The organism is Jejubacter calystegiae (assembly GCF_005671395.1).
In the GTDB taxonomy this organism is placed as follows: Bacteria; Pseudomonadota; Gammaproteobacteria; order Enterobacterales; family Enterobacteriaceae; genus Jejubacter; species Jejubacter calystegiae.
In genome coordinates this window covers 1,025,360-1,050,244 of the sequence record NZ_CP040428.1, presented here as the reverse complement: position 1 = coordinate 1,050,244, position 24,885 = coordinate 1,025,360, and the positions used below count along the sequence as shown (strand labels likewise).

Below are 24,885 nucleotides of genomic sequence, written 5' to 3'. Positions count from 1 at the left end.
TAATGTGCAGCATATTATTGCGTTGTTGACGAAGTTTTAGCGCCGGGGCTGGCGCTAATGTTGTGAAAGGATCGAGAAATTCCATGGCAAAGAAAGATTCAGCGGATGAGAAGAAGAAAAAGGGGGGACTGGGGGTTGCTCTGTTTGCCCTCATCGCTCTGGGCGCCTGTGCCGCCGCCGGTTACACCTGGTATGAGCTGAAAAATGTTAAATCACAGATTGCCAATGGGGTCGAAGAACAGCCGCCCGTAGTCAGTCAGGTTCCGCTATATATGCCGCTGGAAACCTTTACCGTCAGCCTGAAGCCGACCGAAGAAGACGCCGATCGCGTGCTGTATATCGGTTTGACGCTGCGTCTGCGCGATGAAAACTCCCGGGCTCTACTGGAAGAGTTCTTACCGGAAATTCGCAGCCGCCTGCTGGTGCTGCTTTCTCAGCAGACCGCCGAACAGCTGGCGACCAACGACGGTAAAACGGCACTGAGCGATCAGATTAAAACGGAGCTGAATAAGCCTATTTCTGACCGTACTGCCGCCGTCACCGACGTGCTGTATAACGCCTTTATCCTGCGGTAAACGCCATGTCTGACAGCATCTTATCCCAGGCCGAAATCGACCGCCTGCTTAACGGCGGCAGTGGCGCGGAAAACGATACCGCTGCCCAGAACGCTGCTCTGCCGGGCGATAACGTGACGCCCTATGATCCCACTACGCAGCGTCGCGTGGTGCGCGAGCGTCTTCAGTCTCTGGAGATTATCAACGAACGCTTTGCCCGACAGTTTCGTATCGGGCTATTCAACCTGCTACGCCGCAGCCCGGATGTCACCGTCGGCAATATTAAGATTCAACCGTACCTCGAGTTCGCACGTAATCTGCCGGTGCCCACCAACCTGAACCTGGTGCACCTGAACCCATTGCGTGGTACGGCGCTGTTCGTCTTTTCGCCCAATCTGGTGTTCGTGGCCGTGGATAACCTGTTTGGCGGCGACGGGCGTTTTCCGACCAAGGTCGAGGGGCGTGAATTTACGCCGACCGAACAGCGCATCATCAAGCGCATCCTGAATATGGCGCTGGATGCCTACAGTGAAGCGTGGAGCTCCATTTATAAACTGGATGTCGAGTACGTACGTGCTGAAATCCAGGTGAAGTTTACCAATATCACCACGTCGCCGAACGATATTGTGGTGACCACGCCGTTTTACGTGGAGATTGGCGCGCAGAGCGGGGAATTTGAGATCTGTATCCCTTTTAGCATGATTGAGCCACTGCGCGAGCTGCTGACCAGCCCACCGCTGGAAAACTCGCGTCAGGAAGACGAACAGTGGCGCGATACCCTGGCCACCCAGGTGAAAGCGTCCGAAGTAGAGCTGGTCGCGAACTTCGCCCGGATCCCTACCCGTCTTTCGCGAGTGCTTAAGATGAAAGAGGGTGATGTCATTCCGATCGACGCGCCAGAACGCACCGAAGTGACGGTTGATGATGTCCCTGTGCTGTACGGGAAGTACGGCAGCCTGAATGGTCAGTACGCGTTGAAGGTAGAACACCTGTTTAACTCCGCATTACAGTCCCTGAACGACGAGGAATTACCCCATGAATGATACCCAACAGCCGTCCAGCCCGGAAAAGGAGTCTGTGGACGATCTTTGGGGCGAGGCGATGAGCGAGCAGCTCACCGCTGAAAGCAGCGCCGTTTTCCAGGCCCTGGATAAAGAAAGCCCGCAGATGAATCTGTCCGCCGATCTCGATCTGATTATGGATATTCCCGTCAAAATGACGGTGGAACTGGGGCGCACCAAGATGACTATCAAAGAGCTACTGCGCCTGAGTCAGGGCTCAGTGGTGTCTCTTGACGGTCTGGCCGGTGAGCCGCTGGATATTCTGATCAACGGTTACCTGATAGCCCAGGGCGAAGTGGTGGTGGTGTCCGATAAATTCGGCATCCGCATTACCGATATCATCACGCCTTCCGAACGTATGCGCCGTCTGAGCCGCTGATGAAAAATCAGGTTTCCATCCCGGCGCCATCGGCGCCTGTGACCACGCCGGCTTCACTGATGGTGAACGTCGGCGGGGCACTCTGTTTTATCCTGTTGTTTATTCTGGCCATCGCCTGGCTGGTGCGCCGGTTTAACCTGACCTCGCTGAAGCACCCCGGTCAGCGGCTGCTGAGCGTTAAGAGTCAGTGCTCGCTGGGACAGAAGGCGCAGGTGGCGGTGGTAGAGATTGAAGGCAAGTGGCTGGTGCTGGGCGTAACGGCGGAGCAGGTGACGCATCTGCATACCCTGGACGCTCGGGCGGCGGACGGCGAACCGGAAACCGGCAAAGCCGTCGTGGATTTTCAGGCGGCGCTGGGGGCGCTGCTGAAGAAGGGTCGTAAACCGGAGTCACCGCAATGAGCTTTACCCTGAACCGTCGTCTGATGCCGCTGCTGGCGCTGGCGTTTCTGATATTGCTGCCTGTACAGAGCGCGCTGGCCGCTGATGCGGGAATCGTGATTAGCCGACCGCTGCCCGGCGGCGGCGAAAGCTGGTCACTGCCGGTGCAGACGCTGGTCCTGCTGACGTCGCTGACCTTCCTGCCCGCGGTGCTGCTGATGATGACCGGTTTTACCCGCATTATTATCGTGCTGGGTCTGCTGCGTAACGCCCTGGGCACGCCGTCGTCCCCGCCGAACCAGGTGCTGCTGGGACTGGCGCTATTCTTAACCTTTTTCGTGATGTCGCCGGTTTTCGACAAGGTGTATCAGGACGCTTACCTGCCGCTGTCCGAAGATAAAATTAATATGGAAACCGCCCTCGATCGTGCGGCCAGTCCGCTGCGTGAATTTATGCTAAACCAGACCCGGGAAACCGACCTGGCGCTCTATGCCCGGCTGGCGAAAGAGAATGGATTTCAGGGGCCGGAAGATGTACCGATGCGCGTTCTGCTGCCGGCGTTTGTTACCAGCGAGCTGAAAACCGCATTCCAGATAGGCTTTACCATCTTTATACCATTTTTGATTATCGACCTGGTGATCGCCAGCGTGCTGATGGCGCTGGGGATGATGATGGTGCCGCCAGCCGGTATTTCGCTGCCCTTCAAATTGATGCTGTTCGTTCTGGTGGATGGCTGGCAGCTATTGACCGGTTCGCTCGCCCAGAGCTTTTTCAGTTAATCACGAGGACATGCTATGACTCCTGAAAGCGTTATGGCGCTCGGCTATCAGGCTATGCGCATCGGATTCTCTATGGCGTCACCGTTGCTGATTGCCGCCCTGATTACCGGCCTGGTGGTCAGTATCCTCCAGGCATCGACCCAGATTAACGAGATGACGCTGTCGTTTATCCCGAAAATTCTGGCCGTTGCGTTGACCGTGGTGCTCGCCGGTCCGACCCTGATGAATATGTTCCTGGACTATATGCGCACGCTGTTTAACAGCCTGCCGTACATTATTGGCTGACATGTACCAGGTCGATATTTCCCAGATTGGTGCGCTCATAAGCCACTACTTCTGGCCCAGCGTGCGGGTGCTGGCGCTGTTTACCACGGCGCCGATTATCAGTGAAAAACAGATAACCACCCGGGTGAAAATTGGCCTGGCGATGCTCATCTCTTTTCTGATTGCGCCTTCGCTCCCGCCGGTGAAGGTTGATATTGTGACGGTGAGCGGGCTGTGGCTGGCGCTGCAGCAGATTCTGATTGGCGCGGCCATTGGCCTGACCATGCAGATGATTTTTGCCGCGGTACGTACGGCGGGGGAGATAATCGGCCTGCAGATGGGGCTCTCTTTCGCGACCTTCGTCGATCCTTCCGGCGGCCCTAACATGCCGGTACTGGCGCGATTACTGAACGTGCTGATGATTCTGCTGTTTCTGGCATTCAACGGCCATCTGTGGATGATCTCCATTCTGGCGGACAGCTTTACCGTGATCCCCATCGGCCCGGAACCGCTGAATGGCCACGGCTTTCTGGCTATCGTGAAAACCGGGGGGATTATCTTTTCCCACGGGTTGATGCTGGGACTGCCGATTATTACCCTGCTACTGACGCTGAATATTACCCTGGGTCTGCTGAATCGCCTGACGCCGCAGCTCTCTATCTTTGTGGTGGGTTTCCCGCTGACCCTGACGGTGGGAATGGTGGCGATGTCGCTGCTGATCTACACCCTGGCGCCGTTCGCTGAATATCTGATCAGCGATGTTTTTGAGCGTCTGACGCAGATTATGGGCGACATTGGCTAATCATAAGCGCGCCCGTGGCGTGCGCGCTTTACCCTCAAACGACTAAAGATTCACGCAGCTCCAGAGCGGCATCAGTCTATTGCCAATCAGATATGCGTTTTTCATTTTTACTATCGAGTACTGTTTGTGCGGCTCCACGCTGAACACATAGCGGTTGAAGAGTTCATCGGTGATGGTATCGACATTCCTCTTATGGATTTTGATATGTCTCATCGTCATATTCCCTTCGCGATCGGCGGCATATTTAAAATGCAGGTCGCGGGCAACCCGGTATCGATTCGCTGAACTGTCGGCGCCGCTGACCCTCAGGATGGCTGAGATCCTGATGATTCCTGTATGACGGCTTTGGGTTTGCAGCATGAAGTAACCATGAGTACTGAAGTGTGCAATATCCGATGAAGATTCGAAGGATGAGATGCAGCTAATATCAACACGATTATTGCGCGTGGGGTGTAGTACAGTAAAGAGTAACACCGCCAGAATAATAAGCGGTGTCAGAAAACTGGCGATTAATATTATTTTATTATTCATAGTGATAGATGCTCTTACAGGCTTTGAATGTAGTGGGAGCATTTTCATCGGGCAGGCAATTCGCTACAAACAACTGTTCCGGATGAGCATTTATTGAATATTCACTCACCTTCATAATAATGGTGTCCCCTTCGTCGCATGTTATTTTACTTTCATCCAACAAGCGTTGCAGATTGTCATCTGCTGCTATCCAGTCAGACGTTTTTTTACTTAGTGAATAGATTTCACATGGGCCATGGCGATTTTTTTGATCATAGATCAGATTAGGCGCTGGCGTATTGTTCGGGTGGATAGCATAAATCAGGCAGGGAAACGCGATGCCGATAACGCTAATCGCAAAGGCTTTGATCAGCTTTCCCGAACTGAGCCTGAGATGCTGCCAACCTGGCATATTTTCGGCGGGTGATTTTTGCACTGCGGAAGTGTCGGAGTGCTTATCGTTTTCCTGTGTATTGTTGAGATCAATCGTCTGGATACCAACGTGTTCCAGCATAATAAAGCCGACCCTGGGTATTGTTTGAATAACTTCGCCTTCCAGACCCAGCCGTACAAAGGTGCGTCTCAGTATCGAGATATACTGATTCAACGTATTATTGGATGAATACAAGCCATATTTTTCCCAGACTTCTGATAATATGGCCGTCCTCCTTAAGATCACGCCATGATTTTCTATGAAAAAACTTAGTATCCTGGCGATGGTAGAGGAGATGTGGATGATTTCTTCCGCAGCTGTGGTATTCCATAACGCGCCATCTTCCATTCGAAAAACAACCGTGTCATTAATTAAATAAACCATCATAAGACCTTTACATTAAATTTCCGTTCAGGATTTACCCGCAGTCAAATCGTTTTTGGTAGGATATTTTGTATCCATGAATACTTACTCTGTAAAACCACATATTTTCAGTGTCTTAACCTATAATCATGTGATTTATCAATATAAATACTCGAAATTTTGCGTTTTCCGTTATTATCACCCCCGTAAGCCGCGATCGTCACCGGAAGAGCAATATGCATCAGAATAATCTGATTATGCAAATTTAATTTCAATTTATTAACTTTTATTAAACACAGGCGGGGAGATGAAGGCTTATATTGATAAATACCCTGACAGGGAGTATGGAGATGGTGATGTTAACGCAGAGTTATTTCCTGGAATTACTGAGGGCTTAAGGTCACTAACGCTTTTTTTTTCAACCAATATTTAATTCGGCGTCTCATCGCGTTATTGGCGTTGAGGCTCTGGCCAGGTTTCTGATTAACGATGAATACATACTTACCGGGGAGCTTATTCGTCACCTTGAAGAACCTGAGTTTGCCAGTATTTATTCGATGGCATTAATCTCCAGACTTCAGGGGTTTATCATCCAGCAGCGTAATAAACTGGATAGCGGCTTTACGTTTTCTCTCAATCTGTGTCTGTTTCAGCTTTGTGACAGAACGCTGATTCAGCGCCTGGTTCAGTTGAAAAAAGTTGCTGGTAACAATATTCATATTCAGGTTGAAATTGTCGAACGTCATATTCATCAGGAAATAGGTGATGATGTTATCGAGGCGAGCCATTTTTTGAATCAGCAAGGTATAAAGATTTCATTGGATGACTTTGGTGTTGAGTCTTCGGCGTTTGATTATCTTAATCTGGTTGAGGTTGATACTATCAAGCTGGATAAAAGCCTGACCCGATGTCGGGAACAGACGCTTTATTATAAAAAGATTCTCCAGGGTTTACTGGCTGCATCCCGGGCAATGAATGTCATTTTGATCGCCGAGGGCGTGGAATCAGAGTATCAAAAACAGCAACTGGAGAGACTGGGGATTTATCTTCATCAGGGCTTTTATTATTCCAGACCGGTCTCGATGACGGCGTTCGCTGATATGCTGCATTAATGATGGGTGTTTTTTATTGAGGATATCACACTCAGACGCTGTCCGGGCTGCTACAGTCCAGGCAAATTATTTTGGCGCCGTTCACCGCAACATGAGGATCTCTTTATAACCATGCACTAAACCTGGAGCAGAAAGGTGTTGAGAAAGAGCGCTTACAAGGCATTCAGGAATGGGGTATGGCAGGGCGGGCCGCTCGCCCGCACCTGGGCTCAAATTTCCTTTATGATGATGTCAGACGGTAATTCACGGTGAGCTGCTGACTGACGACATTAAGCGGCGGGCGTAGCTGGCCGCGTTGATTTACCGAATAAATAAAGCGCCAGGTATCGCCGGGGCGCATATTTTCCGGCAGCGCTCGCTGGCCGGCCAGCGCGTCAATTTTGACGCAGCGGGCCTGGGTGCACAGCTTAATCTCCAGCCCCGGTGGCGGGGGATTGAGTAACGAAATCCGCCAGCTGATACGGGTGACGGTGGCCTGAGGCGGTACGGCGACAGAAGGGGTTAGCGGCCTGCCGGACATTATCTGGTTGCCGACGTTCAGTATGCCGCCGACGGTGGTCTGGCTCCAGGAGGCGGTGGCGGCAAGGGCGGCCTGCGGTAACAGACCACAAATCAAAGCCAGAGCGATACTGCGGCGCATTACTATTGACCCCCCACGATAGAGCTCATCCGAATAGGGCGATGGTTTGCGATCTCCATATTGGACATCACCACCAGCTGCGGCATGGCGCGGCGCAGGAAGCGCGACAGCATCATACGCAGGATGTGGTTCACCAGCAGTACCGGCGGCGCACCCATAGCCTCCTGACGCTGGAGCGCACGTTCCGTCTGAATCATCAGGTTTTCCGCGATGCCCGGTTCAAGGCCGCTGCCGCTCTGGGCTGCCTGAATCAGAATGCGCTCCAGCCCCACATCCAGACCAATCACCTGCAGCTCCCCACTGCCCGGGAACCACTGATGAGTAATGGCGCGACCCAGCTTCACGCGCACCAGCGCGGTCAGCTCATCCGGATCGGTCTGGCCCGGCGCATGTTCGGCCAGGGCTTCAATAATCGAGCGCATATCGCGGATGGAGACGCGCTCGGCCAGCAGATTTTGCAGAACCTTATGCAGCACGGTCAGGCTGACGGTACCGGGGATCAGATCCTCGATAAGCTTCGGCATATCTTTGGTGATGCGATCGAGCAACTGCTGGGTTTCCTGACGACCAAACAGATCGCTGGCATTCATGGCAATCAGATGGTTAAGGTGTGTCGCCATCACGGTGCTGGCATCCACCACGGTGTAGCCCTGGGTCTGAGCCTGTTCGCGCAGAACTTCGTCGATCCAGACCGCTTCCAGACCGAAGGCTGGCTCCTGGCAGGGCTCGCCTTCCAGGGAGCCCACGGCATTACCGGGATTAATTGCCATCCAGCGCTCCGGCTGAGTTTCACCGCTGCCTATTTCCACCCCTTTCATCAGAATACGGTAGTGAGTCGGCGTCAGGTCGAGATTGTCGCGGATGTGCACCACCGGCGGCAGGAAGCCCATATCCTGAGCGAATTTCTTACGAATGCCGCGGATACGGCCAAGCAGTTCGCCGCTCTGGGCGCCATCCACCATTGGAATCAGGCGGTAACCCACTTCCAGCCCCAGCATATCTTCGAACTGTACGTCCTGCCAGGTAGCTTCGCTGGCCTGCAGGGACTCCTGCTTGATGGGATCTTTCTCCGTCTGACCGTCTGCCGCGGTTCCGGAAGAGGTCCGCCCTTTGCCGTCGGCGCCGCGCAGCCACCAGGCTAGTCCCAGTAGCCCGCCGGTAAACAGCAGGAAGACGAAGTTCGGCATGCCGGGGATCAGCCCCAGCAAGCCGATTACGCCCGCAGCCAGCACCATGACTCTTGGGTTGCTGAACAACTGGGTAAACATCTGTTCGCCCACGCTCTGCTCATTCGACACGCGGGTCACGATAACACCGGCGGCGGTGGAGATAATCAGCGCCGGGATCTGGGCGACCAGACCGTCACCAATCGCCAGCAGAACGTAGGTTTCACCAGCCTGGCCGAACGGCATGCCGTGGCTCAGCATACCCACCAGCAGGCCGCCGACCATCTCGATAACCAGAATCAGAATACCGGCGATGGCGTCACCGCGGACGAATTTACTCGCACCGTCCATGGAGCCGTAAAAGTCGGACTCCTGAGTCACTTCGGTACGACGACGTTTGGCTTCTTCTTCGCCAATCAGACCGGCGTTCAGGTCGGCATCGATAGCCATCTGCTTGCCAGGCATTCCGTCCAGAGTAAAGCGAGCACCTACTTCCGCGATACGGCCTGCACCCTTGGTGATAACCATAAAGTTGATGATCACAAGGATAATAAACACCACGATACCGATGGCGAAGTTACCGCCCACCAGGAAGTGACCAAAGGCCTCTACCACATGGCCCGCCGCCGCTGAACCGGTATGACCTTCCATCAGGATGATACGGGTGGAAGCGACGTTGAGCGCCAGCCTGAGCAGGGTGGAGAACAGCAGGATGGTCGGGAAGGCGGCGAATTCCAGGGTTCGCTGGGTGAACATGGCCACCATCAGAATCATCAGCGCCAGGACGATGTTGAAGGTGAAGAACAGATCCAGCAGGAACGCCGGTAGCGGCAGTACCATCATCGCCAGAATCAGCATGATCAGTACCGGACCGGCAAGGATTTGCCATTGGGTCTCTTTAAGATTGGGTAAGCGTAGCTTTGTGGCGATGTTGGACATCAGTGTTTACTCTCTCGTGCAAAGTCCAGCCCTGCCGGAACCGAAATGTTTTGCGGTTTGCGCGGGATAAGCCCGCCTTCTTTACGCCAGCGGCGCAGTCCATAGACCCAGGCGAGCACTTCGGCCACCGCGCTATAGAGTGCGGTGGGAATCGGCTGGCCGATTTCACTATGGCGATACAGCGCGCGCGCCAGCGGCGGCGCTTCCAGCATGGGAATGCGGTGTTCGTTGCCCAGTTCGCGAATGCGCAGCGCAATGGCGCCAGCCCCTTTCGCCACCACTTTTGGCGCCGACATAGCGCCTTCCTCATAGCGTAGGGCAACGGAATAGTGAGTCGGGTTATTCACAATCACGTCCGCTTTGGGTACGTCGCTCATCATGCGGCGCTGGGCCGCGGCCCGCTGCTGCTGACGGATGCGTCCTTTAACGTGCGGGTCCCCCTCCTGCTGTTTAAATTCGTCGCGGATCTCCTGGCGGGTCATACGCATTTTCTTCAGGTTGCTGAAGATTTGGTAAAATACGTCATAAGCCACCATTGGAATAAGGCTCAGCGTAATCAGCAACATGCACTGCGAAATCAGGGCCAGCGCGTCATCAATGGCGGTCAATGGCGTTTCGTGCAGCAGGCGCATCATTTTGGCCCAGTTGCCCCACAGAAACAGACTGCAGGTCACCGTCACCAGGGTGACTTTCAGCACGCTTTTCAGCATCTCTGATACAAACTGTTTGGAAAACATGCGCTTAATGCCGGGCAGCGGGTTCATCCGTTTAAAGTTGGGCTTAAACGACTTGCCGCTGAAATGCAGACCGCCCAGCAGCATCGGCGAGCCTATCGCCACCAGCACCAGCCCCATCATCAGCGGCACCAGGGCGCTGACCGCCTCCAGTATCAGGCGCCCGAACTGACGCACCATGGTCTTCTGGTCGTTAATGATGCTGTGATCGAAATTCAGCCCGTCCTGCAATAGCAACCCGAGATCGCGGGCCATGTGGTGCCCCACCGTCCACAGCAGTGCCCAGCCAGCCACCAGCATCAACAGCGAGGTCAGCTCTTTCGAACGGGGGATTTGTCCCTCTTTTCGCGCTTTCTCTCGTCGTGTGGGGGTGGGGTCTTCTGTTTTTTCCTGGTCGCTTTCTTCAGCCACGGTAGCCCGTCGTTTGTGCTCTGTATTTAGAGGGTTTCAGGCTGTATAGGATGCCAAATTTTGGCCAGAATCATGCGGGGAAAAGAGATGCCTTTTAGGCGCTTTTTCGCTGATAGCGTCTATTGACCCACGAAAAAGCGATGAAGGGATGCGCCAGCCCGATCCGCAGATAAAAACAGGCGGCTGGCGCATAAAGAGAGGTATTGTTGCTTAAAAACCAAGGCTATCCAGTAAGTCATCCACCTGATCCTGGCTTGCCACTACGCCATTGCGTGAGCTGTCTATCTGCGGTCCGTTGATCAGTCCACTATTTTTAGGCTGCTCCGTGCGTGCCGATTCCGGGATGTTTTCCAGCAGAACCTGGATCAGTTCTTTTTCGATCTCCTGGATCATGTCCATCATGCGTTTGATGACCTGACCCGTCAGATCCTGGAAATCCTGCGCCATCATAATATCCATCAGATGCGCATTGGTTTTATCGACCAGCGCTGGCGTCTCTTTCAAAAAGCTGCGGGTGTCGCGTACCAGCTCACGGGCATCGGACAGCTCAATCGGATCCTCAAACCAGGCATCCCAGCGCAGAGAGAGCTCACCCGCACCGCTGTGCAAACGGTCCTGCAAAGGACGCGCTTCGTCCACGCAGTTTAGTACAGTATCTGCCGCCTGAGAGGTCTTGCTCACCACGTAGCTCAGGCGCTCCCGGGCATCAGGGATGGCTTCGGCTGCCTGGATAATGGTCTGATCCAGTCCCAGGTCTTTCAGGCTGTCGCGCAGCAGGCGGGTCATATTACCGATGCGCGAAATAATGTCGTTAACGTTACCTGCCGCCTGGGCTGTAGTCATTGTATCCATCACCGTTACCACCCGAGTTTTTCAAAGATTTTGCCCAGCTTTTCTTCCAGCGTCGCGGCAGTAAAGGGTTTCACCACGTAACCGCTGGCGCCAGCCTGGGCTGCGGCGATGATGTTCTCTTTCTTCGCTTCCGCTGTCACCATCAGTACCGGCGTCTGACCCAACGCCGGATCCTTACGAATTTCAGACAGTAATTGCAGGCCATCCATGTTCGGCATATTCCAGTCGCTGACGACGAAATCAAATTTGGATTCACGCAGTTTGTTCAATGCGTCCTGACCGTCTTCGGCTTCTTCCACGTTATGAAAGCCCAGATCCTTAAGCAGGTTGCGGACAATGCGGCGCATGGTGGAAAAGTCGTCAACAACCAGGAAGCGCATGTTTTTATCGGCCATGTTTTTCATTACCTCTGTAAAAAATTAAATAAACGTCTCAATATCTCCGGCGCGGCCGGAACGTGGTTAATCAGATGCGTTGGGCCTGGCCCACGACGGCGTTAAGCATTTTCTGGCTGACATGTTCCAGACAGACAACCTCGCAGGCGGCGCCTGCGGCGATGGCCTCACGGGGCATGCCGAAAACCACACAGCTTTTTTCACTCTGTGCCAGAGTCCAGGCCCCTGCATTACGCATGGCCAGCAGTCCGGCGGCGCCGTCGTTGCCCATACCGGTCAGAATAACGCCCACGGCGTTCTTGCCTGCGGTGCGCGCCACCGAATGGAACAGCACGTCTACCGACGGGCGGTGGCGATTCACTGGCGGTGCGTCATGCAGCTTGATGTGGTAGTTCGCCCCGCTGCGCACCAGCTCCATATGATTATCGCCAGGGGCGATATAGGCATGGCCTGGCATAACACGCTCGCCGTCTTCGGCTTCTTTTACCGAGATCTGGCACAGTTTGTTCAGGCGATCGGCAAAGGAGCGGGTAAAGCCTGGCGGCATATGTTGGGTAATCAGCAGTCCCGGGCAGGTGGGGGGCAGCGGCACCAGGGTTTGACGAATGGCTTCGGTACCGCCAGTGGAGGCGCCGATAGCGATAATTTTTTCACTGCCCACCATGGGAGGAGAAACCAGGCGCCTGGGGGGCGCCGCGGGTGTATGGCGTGCGATCTGCGCCCGCGAGGCGGCTCGGATCTTATCGGCGATGGCGTCGCTATAGTGCATCATCCCTTCTCGCAGGCCGATCTGCGGCTTGGTCACGAAATCCACGGCCCCCAGTTCCAGCGCGTTCAGGGTGATTTCCGACCCCCTGCTGGTCAGCGAAGAAACCATAAGGACCGGCATCGGGCGCAGCCGCATCAGGCGCTCCAGGAAATCGAGGCCATCCATGCGCGGCATCTCCACATCGAGCGTCAGCACGTCCGGGTTATGGCGCTTAATTAAATCACGGGCGATAAGCGGATCCGGTGCCGTCGCCACCATTTCCATATCCGAATGGCTGTTAACGATCTCGGTCATTAACTGACGAATTAATGCCGAGTCATCAACGCACAGTACCTGTATCTTTTTCATCGCTTATCCTTAGTCAGTCCATAGACGGACAGCCCCTTCAGATAGAAATCATCACTAAGCTGGCTGACGTGTTCGGAATGTCCGGCAAACAGAATTCCACCTTCTTTCAGCATGCCAGCGAATCGGCGCAGAATTTTCCGTTGCGTATCCTTATCAAAATAAATCATTACGTTACGACAGAAGATGGCATCGAAAGGGCCGGGAACGGCCCAGTCGTTATCCAACAAATTCAGCGGCTGATACTGGATGCCTGAGAGCAGTTCGGGGCGCACCCGCACCTTGCCTTCCTGGCTGCCGGTACCGCGCAGGAAGTAGCGTTTTTTCTGCGCTTCCGTCAGCTTGGCGATGTCCAGTTCGCGATAGATACCGCGGGTGGCGGTGTCCAGAACCTCGGTGTCGATATCCGTTGCCCAGATTCGGGTGCCGGTACTGCGCCCCAGGGTCTCATCCAGCGTAATGGCGATGGAGCAGGGCTCCTCACCGGTAGAGGCCGCAGTACTCCAGACGCTGTAGCCGCCCGGGCGCGAACGGGCGTGTTCGGCCAGAATAGGGAAGTGATACGATTCGCGGTAAAACGCGGTCAGATTGGTGGTAAGCGCGTTGATAAAGGGTTGCCACTCTGCGTGTAGCGTATGGCTTTCCAGCAGGCCAATATACTGTGAAAAATTGTCCAGATTTAGCGCCCGCAGACGGCGGGACAGTCGGTTGTAAACCATATCCCGCTTGTTATCAGCCAGAACGATACCGGCACGTTGATAAATCAGCTGGCTGAGCTTTTTAAATTCCGGTTCCGTCAGTGGCACACGGACCATAAACTTATTGATGTTGTCACAGAGCTGTGAGCCGGTAGCTGGATTATGTATGTCTACTTCTCGTTGCATGACGGTCTTTAGTCCCTTTAATCGTTGCTCACTACATGTCTGATTGATTCCCTTCAGATCAGTGGAGTGGGGAGTCTTATGTAGTGCTATCGGTTAATTGTGAAAATTCTTTAATTGCGGTATGACCAGAAAAAAGCCGCCAGCGAAGCTGGCGGAAAGCGACAGAAAAAAAGGTGAGAGCTATCTCTCTGTTATTGTTAATTATTCGATCCGAAACCGGCCAATGACGCGGGTCATGCTGGCGGCCTGATCCTGGAGCGCTGCGGCGGCCGTAGTGGATTCTTCCACCATGGCGGCATTCTGTTGAACGATGCCGTCGAGCTGATGCACCGCCTGATTGATTTCGTTAATTCCCACCATCTGCACGGCAGTGGCGTCCTGAATCTCCTTCATGATCTGCGTGACGTTCTCAACGTTGATGATGATGTTGTCCATCGCATCATTAGCCTCCCGCACCTGGCAGGCGCCAGACATGACGCTTTCAACCGTGGCTTCGATCAGATCTTTAATTTCCCTGGCGGCATGGGAGCAGCGCTGCGCCAGGCTGCGGACTTCGCTGGCGACCACCGAGAAGCCCCGACCCTGTTCTCCGGCCCGCGCCGCTTCTACCGCGGCATTGAGCGCCAGGATATTGGTCTGGAAGGCAATGCCGTCGATAACGCTAATAATGTCGCGAATTTTGTCGGAGGCGTTTTCAATATCGCCCATGGTGCTGAGCACAGTATTAACCACCTCGCCGCCATGCTGGGCGGCACTGGTGGCGGATTCGGTAATGCTTCCCGCCTGACGCGCGGAGTCTGCCGACTGGGCGACGGTTGCCGTAATCTGTTCCAGCGACGAAGCGGTCTGTTGCAGGCTGGCCGCGGCGGATTCGGTACGGCCGGAGAGTTCGCGGTTGCCAGCAGCTATCTCATCCGACGCGGTGTGTACCGAATGGCTGGTGTCGCGGATCTGGCTCATGATTCCGCCCAGATTACCGACAAACTGGTTAAAGGCGCTGGCGATTTGCGACACCTCGTCGCCCCCCTGATCCGGCAGACGCTGGGTCAGATCGGCATCGCCGCTGCTGATGGCCAGCATAGAGTCGCGCACCAGCGCCAGACGTTTAAGCACTTTGGCCATAATCAGGCTGATAATCAGTGCAGCGCCCGCTGCCAGTACCACCAGCGATATCAGCGACAGCGTTAACATCCAGGCGCTGCCTTCGTTCATTACCGCTTTATTGAGCACGACCATGACCAGCCAGTCGGTCCCTGCAACCTCTTTAGCCCGAACCAGCGTCATTTCGTTATCGATTTCCACCTCTTTACGCGTTGTGGTCATCAACAATTTGGTCATGTCGAAATTGGGCGACAGCTCGGTAATGGGCTTGAGCGTCAGACTGGGATCGGCGTTGGCGATAATGGTGCCGCTGCGGTTAATCAGCATGCCAAAGCTCTTTTCCGCCGGATGGATGCTGAGCACGTTGTTAATCACCGTGTCCATCGCCATATCGCCTGCGACCACACCCAATAGCACGCCCTCTTTGGTAATCGGCGTCGCGACGGTCACTACCAGGATACCGCTGGCATCATCCATATAGGGCTCGGTCACGATGGTATGGCCCGCATTAACGGCCTGGGTAAACCAGGGGCGGGAAGTGGCATCATAATCCAGCGGCACATCGGTAATACCTTCGAACTGCGTGGTTTTATTGGTAAAGCTCACATAAATATTGGTGAAACCGGAAGCGTCGATGATCGAACGGAAGTAAGGCCGTGGATTTTCCATCAGCGCTTCATCGGTTAATGACTCAATATTGCGCTTCTTGATCATTATCCAGTCGGCCAGCGCCGTAGCATGACTACTGCTGATGGACGACAGGCTGGCGTTGATGAGTTGATCGTTGTTTCTGTGAGCAACGCTGTAGTTAAGGAAAGTGTTCAACATCAGAACACTGACGACGATAGCGATGCCCGCAGCAGTGATGCGGGCTCGTATTGTTTTTAACATAAAGCTCTCTACCTTCGGGCCGGTGGGTAACAAATGCACGGAGTAGTTATCGGTCAGCGAGATGAGAACTTTTCCAAAAATGTGGATTTCTTTTGTAAAAGTGCATCATATATTAATTGTTTGTTTTTATTTGAAAAAATAGATGGTAAACGGAAGGGGCGAGCCTTTTCTGCCCGGGATTATGAGGGGAAGGGAAGCAACGCCTGTAGGGGAAACGGGCGCCACGGATGATGACTGTTCGTTCAGCTTTTTCGGGTTATCCAGATAGCTGAAATCTGTATCACGGCGGAGCGTGGTCAGGCGCCCGTTTTTTTGAGCCAGATCCGGGAAAATTCGCTGGCCGGGACCGGTTTTCCGTAATAGAAGCCCTGAAGCCAGGTAGCTCCCAACTGTTTCAGGCTCTCTACGTGCTTTTCGGTTTCCACGCCTTCCACCACGGTACTCAGATCCAGCTTTTTTGAAATATCGATGATACCGGCAATCAGATGGCGATGGGCGACTTCGGGTTCAAGATGGGTAATAAACTTGCGGTCCACCTTCAGAATATCCAGCGGGTAGTCCTGTAGGTAACTGAGGTTGGAATACCCGGTACCAAAATCATCGATAGCGATAATCACGCCAAGCTGGTGTAACTGGGTGAGAACATCGTTGATCTGCCGGTTATCGTTAAGGATTTCGCTTTCGGTAATTTCGACCACCAGGTGGATCAGCCCGTCCGGGAGGCCGTTCAGAAAGTGGCGGCAGTCTTTGATTATCTGACCGGACAGAATATGGTGTGAACTGAAGTTAATGCTGACGTGGAAGCCCGGCGTAATATGGCGTTTTTCCGTCAGCAGCCAGCTTCTGACCTGGCGCATGAGGTCCCGGGTCATCGGGATGATCAGCCTGGACTCTTCGGCCAGGGGAATAAACTGGTTGGGCGGGATAATGCCATCGCTGGTAGAGATCCAGCGTGCCAGCACCTCACAGCCAGTCAGTTCGCCGGTCAGGGTATCGACCTGGGGCTGAAACCACGGCTGTATTTCACCCCGATCGATAGCGACCTCCAGCTTTTTACGCAGGGATTTCGGCTTGATTAACGTGCTGTAGACCCACACGCCCGCCAGCGGACCAATGGCCAGAAAAACGAAAAACAGTACGGCAGAGGCCTGATAGTACTGTCGCCAGGTGTAGCTGTCCGGCAGCACGTACACAAGGCTGTAGTCATAGTTTGTCGATGCCTGAACCCGTGTGCGCGTATTGCTCCGCGCCAGCGGTGCCGTATGCAGTTGCCCTGATCTGTCCAGATAGTGGCCGTCAATGCTCAGATAGTGCTGCTCTTTGTCGTTCTGCCCGGTCAGGTCATTATAGAAATAGAAACCGGGAATACTGGCGATGATCTCGACGTTCTGAAACTGGCGCTTCAGGTTAATGACCTGGGTTTTTTGGGCAGGAACAGGACCATAGCTGAAAGAGAGTTTCCTGTCGTTTTTAAAGTAATCGCTAACCGGAATGGCGACCTCTCCCGACAGTGATGAACAATAAATGGTGCCCTGTTTCGCCATGCTAAAGGAGCGTGAGTAAGGGGAAAGCGCGGTTAACTGGCGCAGCGAATGGGCCATTTCGGGGCAGCGGTCGCTGTAAAGGTCGGACGCCTTACCCAGCGACTGGTTGACCGTCTCAAAAATCATATCGATGCGGCTGATGGCGTTGGCCATGCTAATTTCATCCTCGGCCTGGTAAGTGCTGAGGGTCTGCTGGTGGATCAGTAGCGCCCCGACCAGCCAGATAGCCAGCGCGGTGCTGATAGCCAGTAGCATATTTCTGACGGGTATTTTTTTATTTTTCATTCTCTTGCCGCCCTGCCTGGTCTTATAACGAAGAGTCTCTGGGCCATTTGTAGCAGAGTATTTCCCGGCGCTTTAAGCAGCTGCTGGACGTTCACCCCGGAAAGGTTATAAACCTTATCGCTGGCGCGATCGTATATAGTGGTGCGTTTGTTAAATATGTCAAGCATGATATAGCGAGAGAATGCAATGATGTTAAAGAATAATATAATAAAAATGTATTTGAGATTTTGCTCTGCGCTATATTTTTCATGGTCATTTTGAATCATGGCGGAATGCGTTTCTCTGGCTGGGAAGGACGTATGTCAATAGATATATACGGATGAGAAATTAAATGGTGGTTAAATGAAATTATTAATCTGACTTTCGTCAATGGACTGCTATGATGCCAGCGTGATAGCCAGGATAATTCTTTTAAATGTGGATTAAATGTTCGCGGTAGGTGGCATTATTGTTATTTTCTGAAGCTGTTTATCAGGGGGAGCGGTAAAACAGGCCAGTGGCAGGTACATTCATAAAATAAAGCGGAAGTCAAAACAAATTAAGCAGCAAAAACGGCCGTTTTTAGCGCAAAAGATCTGCGCTGGCATCCCATAGAATAGGCCGTAATTCCCTGATCCCACTTCCTGAGTGAAAGCGACCTGCCTATGAATACGAGATGTCCTGTGACCTACCTGGTGCCGGGAGCCCCCGGGCTCTCAGGAGCGTGTTAACGTGGCTCACGTCTTACTTCGCAGCGGTTCCCTGAATGACTTTCAGGCCGTAGGCAATAACGGGCAGGCGGTGTTTGAGTCTGCGGTGCAGATCCGCGAGGCGCTGCGATTACGCGGGCTGGAACAGGCGGCCAGTATTCTGGCGATTCCTCAGGTCGATGACGCAGGTCAGCGCGTAGACTGGTATGCCCCTGCCGGAAAGCGGGTGGTTTCCTGGATTGGCGCTGACGGCGAAACACGCCGTAAGGCGCTCAAACAGCTGGAGCGCTGCCTGGAGGAGGTCACGACATTAAGTGAACGCAGCCAGCGGGCTTCCAGACCGTCGATGCGCCGTTTTGGTCTGCTGCTGGCGCGCGCCTTTATGTTTCCCGGCGCCAATCACGTCTTTCTGGTGGACGATCGTCCGGTAATTACCTTCTGGGGCTTTATTGCGCATCATCAGAAGGTACCGGAGGATGCCCTGATCGTACTGCGCAGCGTCGTGGCGCCGGAGCCGCTTCCCGAACCGGAACCGGTGCCCGAACCTGAACCTGTCGCCGCGGCAGATTCCACTCCGCCCGTACCGGAGCCTGAGGCGGTTAACACCCAGGCCGCGCTGGGTACCCGCCTTTATGAAACCACCTCTGCCGTGCCTGTCGAGCCGGAAGAGGTGGAAATCCCTGCGCCGAAGAAGCGCTCGCGCAGTTTACCGCTGGTAGGCGGCATGGTGCTGATGCTGTGTATCGCTTCTGCGGCGGCCTGGTTCACGCTGTCCGGCACACCGGAAGCGGAGACGGCGGTACCGCAGATAAGCGAAGAAGCGGAGCCTGAGCCGGTTAAGGCGCCTGAGCCGCCAGCTCCGTCAACGCTGCCGCTTCAGCTCGCCACGGTACTGGAAGCGCCACCGCCTCCGCCTCCGCCGCTAACACCGGGCGCGCTGGTGATGCCCGTCGATGCGGTCAAGGCGGGCTCTACCCGCTTTCTGAATGGCCGCTGGCGAATCAGCGGCGAGAACCGTGGGCCGGTTGTCCGACTGGATAAACTGCCGGTGCTGCACGCCATCACGCTGCAAATCAAAGATAACGAAGGGAGTGCGACTCTGGCGCTCGACGGTAAGCTCAGCTGTAAGACGGATATTTATTCCGGACTGATGCCTTCCGGCACCCTGATGGTGAAAAGTCGCGCCCGGGCGCGCTGTAGCGATGGCTCGCGCTATCCGATGCCGGAGATCGCCTGCCGCCAGGGGGAGACCGGCGCGGCTCGCTGCGAGGCGCGCTATAACGATCAGGAGCAATCCCTGCCGCTAACGTTTAAGAAAGTGAGTAAGTAAGCCATGCTGGTTAATCTGTATCCGTACCGTCATGATGTCTCCCTGATTCGGGATAGCGGCATTCAGTTCCTGGACTTTGGCATCACGCTGGCCGAACCGGGAGCATCCGGCTGTTTTGTGCGTAAAACAGCTAATGGTCCGCTGTTGCGTCTGTCGTGGGACCAGGACCGGCAAAAGTTTACCCTGCCTGCCCACGATGGCGGCACGCCAGAGGTGGTTGAACCGGAAAGCCGGATTTCCATCAGCCACTCTTTAAATCTGCTGGATGGCGAATGGTTGCCTCTGCCGGTGCTGCGGGTGAGCGCCATGCGTCGCTTTGCCCAGGGCCCCTGCAACTGGGCGCGCTTCCAGGTTCGCCGCCTGGCGCAGCCGGATGACGCAGGCCATACCCACCGCCTGACGCTGGCGCTGGATACCCGTATCGCCCGCGATGTCGAAGGGGAAGAGCTGCTGGCGCCGGTCGAGAGCGATATTACCGCCGGTACGCGCTTTGCGCTGGCCTGGCACGATAGCGAGCTGGATGACTTTATCGATCAGACGTGGGTAGACGGCTGGCTGCGGGAAAGCTTTATGACCGCCGCGGAGCTGGAAGACCGAACCCAGGGCGATATTCAACTGGCGCTGAAAAAATTCGAATATCAGGCGCACTGGCTGAATCTGCTGGAACTGATGGGGCAGCACCTGGCGATCCCCGAGCTTAAGATCGTCGCGGCGGGATCGCCTACGGAGACGATCCCGGCGGATCTGGTGCTGGATGTGGGGAATACCCACACCTGCGGGCTCCTGATCGAAGATCACGGCATTGGCGATAACGGCCTGCGCCATACCGCACAGCTTCAGCTACGTTCGCCAGAGGCGCCGCAGTTCGCCAGCGCGTCGTTTTTCCCTAGTCGCCTGACTTTTGCCCGTGCCGATTTCGGCAAGCGTTTTTATTCCGTGGAAAGCGGGCGCGACGACGCCTTCATCTGGCCTTCACAGGCGCGGGTGGGCCATGACGCTTGCCAGCTTGCGGCCCGACGTCCGGCCATTTCCGGCGCATGCAGCCTTTCCAGCCCGCGTCGCTACCTGTGGGACTGTTCGCCGGTGGATAATGCGTGGCGCTTTAGCCGCAGCGCTAACGGCGCAGAAGCGGAAGCCATCGTCCGGCCATTGATGATGCTGATGAACGACGAAGGCGTGCCGCTGGCGGAGCTCCCCGCTGATGAGCGTCTGCCGGTATTTTCCGCAAACTACAGCCGCAGCGCGCTGATGACCCAGTTACTCTGCGAGCTGCTGGCCCAGGCGTTGAGTCAGATTAACAGCGTGGATAACCGCCTGCGCATGGGGCGCCCCGATGCGCCGCGCCAGCTGCGGACCTTAATTTTAACCCTGCCGACCGGTATGCCGGCCAGGGAGCGTGATATTTTCCGCCAGCGGATGGAGCAGGCGATTAACCTGGTCTGGCGCGCTATGGGCTGGCATCCACAGGAAGCGGACCAGGGACGTAGCGTACCGCTGCCTGTGGTACAGGCCGAATGGGACGAGGCAAGCTGCGGCCAGATGTTCTGGCTGTATAACGAGATTCATCAAAACTATGCCGGAAGCGCCGGGGCGTTGTTCAGTGCGCTGGCCCGGCCGGGAGTTGACCCGGAACAGCGCTATCCGCTGCGGGTGGCCTCTATCGATATTGGTGGCGGGACCACCGATATGGCCGTTACAGAGTATTCGTTGCAGGAAGATGACAGCCGCAGCGTGCGGATAACGCCGCGCCTGCTGTTCCGGGAAGGCTTCCGGGTGGCGGGCGACGACATTCTGCTGGACGTGATTGGCCAGTGTCTGCTGCCGGCGCTGGCAAACTGGCTACGCCAGTGCGGCGCGCGCGATATCGATATCCTGATGCAGCGGCTGGTCGGTGAAGCTGAGTACCCCGAATCCGGAGATATGCTGCGCCAGCAGATGACGCTGCAATTCTTTATTCCGCTTGGTAACGCCATTCTGGCCGCCTGGGAACGGAGCCGTCCGGACGATCGGTTGCCCGGGCTCGACATGCTGGCGGGCGATATGCTGACGGACCCGCTTTCAGATGAGCTGATCACGGAAGTCGCCCGACTGGTGCAGCCTGCGCTGGCGGATGACGCGACGCCTTTCGATTTAGCGGCCATGCCGCTGCGGACCAACTTTACCGAGCTGCAGCAGGCGGTGTTGGAACGGCGCTTTGCCATCTCGTCGCCGCTGCATGCGCTGTGCGAGGCCGTCACCTGGTACGACTGCGACCTGGTACTGATGACCGGCCGCCCCGTGGGACTGCCGGGTATTCAGGCGCTGCTGCGTTATCTGCAACCGGTACCGGTCAACCGTATGGTGATGATGAACGACTACCCGGTGCATGAGTGGTACCCCTTTAACGGCCACCCGAAGTCCACCGCGGCGGTGGGCGCCATGCTGTTCAGTCTGTCACAGTCCCTGCGGTTGCCGGGTTTCCTGTTCCAGACCGCGGGGATTCAGGCCTGGTCGACCATTCGTTACCTGGGCGTCCTGGACGAACAGAACCGCCTGGCGGATGAAGATATCTGGTATCGCGATATCGATCTGGATGACCCTCGGGGCTGTCTGGAGAGCGATAACGCCTTTGCGATTCGCGGCAACGTTCGGCTGGGTTTCCGCCAGCTGGATAATGCCCGCTGGCCCGCCACGCCGCTCTACACCCTGAATATCGTCGATCCGCAGCTGACGGTGGCCATTGCCAGCCAGGGGCCGCTTTACGTGCGCCTGGCGCTAAACAAGGAAGCCGGACAGGGAGAGGCATTCGTACTGGCTGAAGCCCGGCTCGCCAGCGGCGAGAAGGTGTCGCCGCAGCGGCTGAGCCTGACCTTAAATACCCTGACCGACTCACGCGGCAGCGTGTCTGAATACTGGATTGACAGCGGGAACCTGTACAACAAATGAGCGCCTCTATTTCATTAAACACCGCCGTCTTTAGCGCGCTGTTCCACTGGGTGACGGTGAATCGCCAGCAATCGCCGCTGCTGGACGATGTCGCTGACGGTATTCTGTTGCGCCTGCGTCAGGTACGTCAGCAGTATTTACAGGCCGAGTGCGCGACGGCCGCGCTGCCCACCGTGGGACTGTATGGTCATTCGGCCCGGGGTAAGGCCCATCTCAGACAGTTGATGGTCACGGAGCCGGAACACGCGGCGTTTTTAAGCGCGCTGGCAGGGGCTGACAAACAGCCGCAGATGGCCGTGCGTTTTGGTCCTGCCCACTGGCCGGAGCACCCGGGATTTCCGTTGTACCTGACGCTGTTCAACGAAGGGGAACTGGCTCAGATTTTCCTGCGTCACCATATGGCCAGCGGCGATGGCCGCCCCTTTGAGCCAGCGCAGATGCGCGAGCGTCTGGACGAGGCTCGCCGCAGCTACGACAGCGGCGAAGCCACCGGCATCGATGCGGAACAGATTGTCGGACTGGCCGCGGCTTATCGCCAGTTAACGGGCATTGCCGAGCCGGGGATCTGGAGCCAAATGGCGGAAGCGCTGCCGCTGATGAGTCTGGCGCAGCGCACGCGCTGCCTGGCGCTGCTGTGGGGTGACAACCACGCGCTGACCCGGCGCTGGCAGGGTGTGACCTCTGCCCTGCAACAGTTGGGCAATGCGCGTTACGTTCTGGCGCCGGAGCAACTGCTGCTGGACAGATATCGCCAGCCGGTCATGGAGTTCCTGGCTCCTGAGGAGTCCACAGGCGAAGCGGCGTCGATCGGCGTCCGCCCGCTGGTGGGGGGCGAGCTTGCAGAGCCGATCGCCGTACCCTGTAGCCAGCTTTCCCTGCTGTGCGCCGAACTGGCCTCTGGCGCCGGGTCTGTTGAAGATCTGCCAGCGCTTAACGTACTGGATATCCCCGGTTTTCAGCGTGATACCGGGCGTAACCTGGGCCTGAGTAAGCGTAATTTCCTGAGCGAATTTTATCGCCAGAACGGCGAACCCGATCTGCTGCTGGTGTGTCAGTCGGTGCAGGAGCGCAAGGATAACCGCGAGGTGGCTTCCCTGCTGATTGACTGGCTGCCTGCGACTGCCGACACGCCGCGACTGGCCTGGGCCATTACGCCCTTTGATACCCGTTTCGACGCTGTTCCCGGCGCAGAATCTATAGACAGCGCAGTGCAGAGCCTGCTGGATAGCGCCCGCTATCCCTGGGGAGTCTGCCAGGTCATCACGGACAACGACGCCCGGCGTCTGGTGCGCTGGCTGGGTGATAACCTGGGGGATGACAGACGGACTGCACAGATCCAGCGTCGTCAGCGCGAACTGGAAACGGAGGTCAGCGAACTGTTCCGGCGCTGGTTAGTGGATCCCGCCACTCTGGGGCCGGCCAGTAATCTTGAACTGGAAGAGCTGGTCAGGGTGCTACAGCAGCAGGCGGCGGGCCATGGCGCGTTGTTGAATGCCTTACTGCCTGCCCGAAGCGCGCTACAGCGCGTGTGGCAGCAGTATCCGCCGTCGCTGGAGTCCGGTACCGATCTGTTTGATTTTTCTCTCGATCTGTTTGCAGACGATCGTCGTGATGTGGCTGCCCCTGAAGCCAGTCGCGCCGATTTCGAACATGCGGTACACAGGCTGTGGGTGAACCACCTGCGACAGTGGGCAGAGAAGGGGAGCGACGGCCTGAACCTGTCGACCCCGCAGCGTCGTACCCTGTGCGAAATTCTGATTACCACCAGCTATCGCCTGAATCTGCCGGGGGTGTTTACCCGGGTTCTGGTGGGCTGTGAGCGTAGCGCGCTGGCGGACAGCGCCCGGGTGATGTCTGCCCTGAGTGATTTTATCTCCTGGCTTGGCTATGCCGGTTTGGATGCTTCCGTGCGTCCGGCCAGCCGCTGGAACCCGGGTCACCCTATCTTTTCGCTTGGCGTGCGCCCACGCAGCAGCGAGCGACTGACGAAGCTGGAGGCGAACCCGGTGCATGCCGCCACGCACTATGTGTACGACTGGCTGGTAGCGCTCTGGACCCGCGCGACGGAGAACATTAACTATCGCCATCCGCAGGATGTCAGCCCCGATGCCTGCTTAATGCTGCGTACGCTGTTACAGGCGCAGTAATCGGTTTACACCGCCCTTTGCCCCCGGTTTCGGGGGCTTTTTTTTGGTTCATCGCAGGTTAGCGTGAAAATGAAGTTATCGTGGTTAGTCCATTTTCTGGATAAACATGCAGCGCAGGGGGAAGGTTCCGTTCACCTTAAGGTGATTTTGCTTATGCAAATAGCGGAGCCGGTGAACGGGTCAGGTGGCCTTACGCCCGGC

Annotated in this window: 22 protein-coding genes and 1 pseudogene; 11 read left to right on the top strand and 12 right to left on the bottom strand. The window is 55.8% G+C overall.

Going from position 1 to position 24,885, the window contains the following annotated elements:
* The first annotated feature begins 83 nt into the window (after positions 1 to 83).
* Genes fliL through fliR form a run of 7 tightly spaced genes read left to right on the top strand, consistent with a single transcriptional unit; the run spans position 84 to position 4,219 of the window.
* Positions 84 to 575: a flagellar basal body-associated protein FliL gene (gene fliL, locus FEM41_RS04870; protein WP_138094919.1), complete on the top strand. Its 492-nt coding sequence runs from the start codon at positions 84 to 86 to the stop codon at positions 573 to 575.
* A 5-nt stretch (positions 576 to 580) separates the two neighbouring features.
* Positions 581 to 1,597, top strand: a complete 1,017-nt coding sequence (gene fliM, locus FEM41_RS04865; RefSeq protein WP_138094918.1) for a flagellar motor switch protein FliM — start codon at positions 581 to 583, stop codon at positions 1,595 to 1,597.
* Positions 1,590 to 1,994 carry a flagellar motor switch protein FliN gene (gene fliN / locus FEM41_RS04860; RefSeq protein WP_138094917.1) on the top strand — a complete coding sequence of 135 codons (405 nt, stop codon included), beginning with the start codon at positions 1,590 to 1,592 and terminating at the stop codon, positions 1,992 to 1,994. The genes fliM and fliN overlap by 8 nt, the downstream gene beginning before the upstream one ends.
* A complete protein-coding gene (gene fliO, locus FEM41_RS04855) occupies positions 1,994 to 2,395 on the top strand; it encodes a flagellar biosynthetic protein FliO (RefSeq protein ID WP_138094916.1) in 402 nt (133 codons plus the stop codon). The genes fliN and fliO overlap by 1 nt, the downstream gene beginning before the upstream one ends.
* Positions 2,392 to 3,153 (top strand): flagellar type III secretion system pore protein FliP, encoded by a 762-nt coding sequence (gene fliP, locus FEM41_RS04850; RefSeq protein WP_138094915.1) that lies wholly within the window; start codon positions 2,392 to 2,394, stop codon positions 3,151 to 3,153. The genes fliO and fliP overlap by 4 nt, the downstream gene beginning before the upstream one ends.
* Before the next feature lie 15 nt (positions 3,154 to 3,168).
* A complete protein-coding gene (gene fliQ / locus FEM41_RS04845; RefSeq protein ID WP_138094914.1) occupies positions 3,169 to 3,438 on the top strand; it encodes a flagellar biosynthesis protein FliQ in 270 nt (89 codons plus the stop codon).
* Position 3,439: 1 nt separating this feature from the next.
* On the top strand, positions 3,440 to 4,219 hold the full coding sequence (fliR, locus tag FEM41_RS04840) for a flagellar biosynthetic protein FliR (protein WP_138099112.1): 780 nt from the start codon (positions 3,440 to 3,442) through the stop codon (positions 4,217 to 4,219).
* 42 nt (positions 4,220 to 4,261) lie between these two features.
* Here the strand turns inward: fliR and FEM41_RS04835 are convergent, their stop codons facing one another.
* Together FEM41_RS04835 and FEM41_RS04830 are read right to left on the bottom strand one after the other, a co-directional pair.
* Positions 4,262 to 4,750, bottom strand: coding sequence for a hypothetical protein (locus tag FEM41_RS04835; RefSeq protein ID WP_168198762.1), 489 nt, complete (start codon positions 4,748 to 4,750; stop codon positions 4,262 to 4,264).
* Positions 4,743 to 5,549, bottom strand: coding sequence for a winged helix-turn-helix domain-containing protein (locus FEM41_RS04830; RefSeq protein WP_138094912.1), 807 nt, complete (start codon positions 5,547 to 5,549; stop codon positions 4,743 to 4,745). Before FEM41_RS04830 ends, FEM41_RS04835 begins: the two co-directional genes overlap by 8 nt.
* 398 nt (positions 5,550 to 5,947) lie before the next feature.
* Here FEM41_RS04830 and FEM41_RS04825 point away from each other — a divergent pair.
* Positions 5,948 to 6,637 (top strand): annotated as a pseudogene (locus tag FEM41_RS04825) (EAL domain-containing protein); the annotation flags it as partial.
* Positions 6,638 to 6,857: 220 nt separating this feature from the next.
* Here the strand turns inward: FEM41_RS04825 and FEM41_RS04820 are convergent.
* From FEM41_RS04820 to FEM41_RS04775, 10 genes are all read right to left on the bottom strand, one after another.
* Positions 6,858 to 7,277, bottom strand: coding sequence for a flagellar protein FlhE (locus FEM41_RS04820; RefSeq protein WP_138094910.1), 420 nt, complete (start codon positions 7,275 to 7,277; stop codon positions 6,858 to 6,860).
* 2 nt (positions 7,278 to 7,279) lie between these two features.
* The gene (gene flhA / locus FEM41_RS04815) at positions 7,280 to 9,382 is read right to left on the bottom strand and encodes a flagellar biosynthesis protein FlhA (RefSeq protein ID WP_138094909.1); all 2,103 of its coding nucleotides are present in this window, start codon (positions 9,380 to 9,382) and stop codon (positions 7,280 to 7,282) included.
* Positions 9,382 to 10,527: a flagellar biosynthesis protein FlhB gene (flhB, locus tag FEM41_RS04810; protein WP_138094908.1), complete on the bottom strand. Its 1,146-nt coding sequence runs from the start codon at positions 10,525 to 10,527 to the stop codon at positions 9,382 to 9,384. Before flhB ends, flhA begins: the two co-directional genes overlap by 1 nt.
* Before the next feature lie 210 nt (positions 10,528 to 10,737).
* Entirely contained in the window at positions 10,738 to 11,382 is a 645-nt protein-coding gene (gene cheZ, locus FEM41_RS04805) for a protein phosphatase CheZ (protein ID WP_421804979.1), read from the bottom strand.
* Positions 11,383 to 11,384: 2 nt separating this feature from the next.
* The gene (gene cheY, locus FEM41_RS04800; RefSeq protein ID WP_138094906.1) at positions 11,385 to 11,774 is read right to left on the bottom strand and encodes a chemotaxis response regulator CheY; all 390 of its coding nucleotides are present in this window, start codon (positions 11,772 to 11,774) and stop codon (positions 11,385 to 11,387) included.
* Positions 11,775 to 11,844: 70 nt separating this feature from the next.
* On the bottom strand, positions 11,845 to 12,891 hold the full coding sequence (locus tag FEM41_RS04795) for a protein-glutamate methylesterase/protein-glutamine glutaminase (protein ID WP_138094905.1): 1,047 nt from the start codon (positions 12,889 to 12,891) through the stop codon (positions 11,845 to 11,847).
* The gene (cheR, locus tag FEM41_RS04790; protein WP_241666612.1) at positions 12,888 to 13,703 is read right to left on the bottom strand and encodes a protein-glutamate O-methyltransferase CheR; all 816 of its coding nucleotides are present in this window, start codon (positions 13,701 to 13,703) and stop codon (positions 12,888 to 12,890) included. The genes FEM41_RS04795 and cheR overlap by 4 nt, the downstream gene beginning before the upstream one ends.
* Positions 13,704 to 13,973: 270 nt before the next feature.
* Complete coding sequence (locus tag FEM41_RS04785) at positions 13,974 to 15,764, bottom strand: methyl-accepting chemotaxis protein (RefSeq protein WP_138094903.1); 1,791 nt, start codon at positions 15,762 to 15,764, stop codon at positions 13,974 to 13,976.
* A gap of 296 nt (positions 15,765 to 16,060) precedes the next feature.
* A complete protein-coding gene (locus tag FEM41_RS04780) occupies positions 16,061 to 17,593 on the bottom strand; it encodes an EAL domain-containing protein (RefSeq protein WP_138094902.1) in 1,533 nt (510 codons plus the stop codon).
* Positions 17,590 to 17,859 (bottom strand): hypothetical protein, encoded by a 270-nt coding sequence (locus FEM41_RS04775; RefSeq protein WP_138094901.1) that lies wholly within the window; start codon positions 17,857 to 17,859, stop codon positions 17,590 to 17,592. Before FEM41_RS04775 ends, FEM41_RS04780 begins: the two co-directional genes overlap by 4 nt.
* Positions 17,860 to 18,304: 445 nt before the next feature.
* On the opposite strand from FEM41_RS04775, the gene FEM41_RS24485 reads away from it, so the two are divergent.
* Genes FEM41_RS24485 through FEM41_RS04760 form a run of 3 tightly spaced genes read left to right on the top strand, consistent with a single transcriptional unit; the run spans position 18,305 to position 24,684 of the window.
* Positions 18,305 to 19,612, top strand: a complete 1,308-nt coding sequence (locus FEM41_RS24485; RefSeq protein ID WP_168198761.1) for an SrfA family protein — start codon at positions 18,305 to 18,307, stop codon at positions 19,610 to 19,612.
* Positions 19,613 to 19,615: 3 nt separating this feature from the next.
* On the top strand, positions 19,616 to 22,537 hold the full coding sequence (locus FEM41_RS04765; RefSeq protein WP_138094899.1) for a virulence factor SrfB: 2,922 nt from the start codon (positions 19,616 to 19,618) through the stop codon (positions 22,535 to 22,537).
* On the top strand, positions 22,534 to 24,684 hold the full coding sequence (locus FEM41_RS04760; RefSeq protein ID WP_138094898.1) for a virulence factor SrfC family protein: 2,151 nt from the start codon (positions 22,534 to 22,536) through the stop codon (positions 24,682 to 24,684). The genes FEM41_RS04765 and FEM41_RS04760 overlap by 4 nt, the downstream gene beginning before the upstream one ends.
* Positions 24,685 to 24,885 lie beyond the last annotated feature (201 nt).

Bases quoted from the DNA above. Each gene is read 5' to 3' on its own strand.
- fliN (WP_138094917.1), top strand. From the start codon at position 1,590: ATGAATGATACCCAACAGCCGTCCAGCCCGGAAAAGGAGTCTGTGGAC.
- fliR (WP_138099112.1), top strand. From the start codon at position 3,440: ATGTACCAGGTCGATATTTCCCAGATTGGTGCGCTCATAAGCCACTAC.
- fliM (WP_138094918.1), top strand. From the start codon at position 581: ATGTCTGACAGCATCTTATCCCAGGCCGAAATCGACCGCCTGCTTAAC.
- cheY (WP_138094906.1), bottom strand. From the start codon at position 11,774: ATGGCCGATAAAAACATGCGCTTCCTGGTTGTTGACGACTTTTCCACC.
- fliQ (WP_138094914.1), top strand. From the start codon at position 3,169: ATGACTCCTGAAAGCGTTATGGCGCTCGGCTATCAGGCTATGCGCATC.
- fliO (WP_138094916.1), top strand. From the start codon at position 1,994: ATGAAAAATCAGGTTTCCATCCCGGCGCCATCGGCGCCTGTGACCACG.
- FEM41_RS04775 (WP_138094901.1), bottom strand. From the start codon at position 17,859: ATGATTCAAAATGACCATGAAAAATATAGCGCAGAGCAAAATCTCAAA.
- FEM41_RS04820 (WP_138094910.1), bottom strand. From the start codon at position 7,277: ATGCGCCGCAGTATCGCTCTGGCTTTGATTTGTGGTCTGTTACCGCAG.
- FEM41_RS04760 (WP_138094898.1), top strand. From the start codon at position 22,534: ATGAGCGCCTCTATTTCATTAAACACCGCCGTCTTTAGCGCGCTGTTC.
- FEM41_RS04830 (WP_138094912.1), bottom strand. From the start codon at position 5,549: ATGATGGTTTATTTAATTAATGACACGGTTGTTTTTCGAATGGAAGAT.
- flhA (WP_138094909.1), bottom strand. From the start codon at position 9,382: ATGTCCAACATCGCCACAAAGCTACGCTTACCCAATCTTAAAGAGACC.
- fliL (WP_138094919.1), top strand. From the start codon at position 84: ATGGCAAAGAAAGATTCAGCGGATGAGAAGAAGAAAAAGGGGGGACTG.
- FEM41_RS04765 (WP_138094899.1), top strand. From the start codon at position 19,616: ATGCTGGTTAATCTGTATCCGTACCGTCATGATGTCTCCCTGATTCGG.
- cheR (WP_241666612.1), bottom strand. From the start codon at position 13,703: ATGGTCCGTGTGCCACTGACGGAACCGGAATTTAAAAAGCTCAGCCAG.
- FEM41_RS04795 (WP_138094905.1), bottom strand. From the start codon at position 12,891: ATGAAAAAGATACAGGTACTGTGCGTTGATGACTCGGCATTAATTCGT.
- FEM41_RS04780 (WP_138094902.1), bottom strand. From the start codon at position 17,593: ATGAAAAATAAAAAAATACCCGTCAGAAATATGCTACTGGCTATCAGC.
- FEM41_RS04785 (WP_138094903.1), bottom strand. From the start codon at position 15,764: ATGTTAAAAACAATACGAGCCCGCATCACTGCTGCGGGCATCGCTATC.
- FEM41_RS04835 (WP_168198762.1), bottom strand. From the start codon at position 4,750: ATGAATAATAAAATAATATTAATCGCCAGTTTTCTGACACCGCTTATT.
- fliP (WP_138094915.1), top strand. From the start codon at position 2,392: ATGAGCTTTACCCTGAACCGTCGTCTGATGCCGCTGCTGGCGCTGGCG.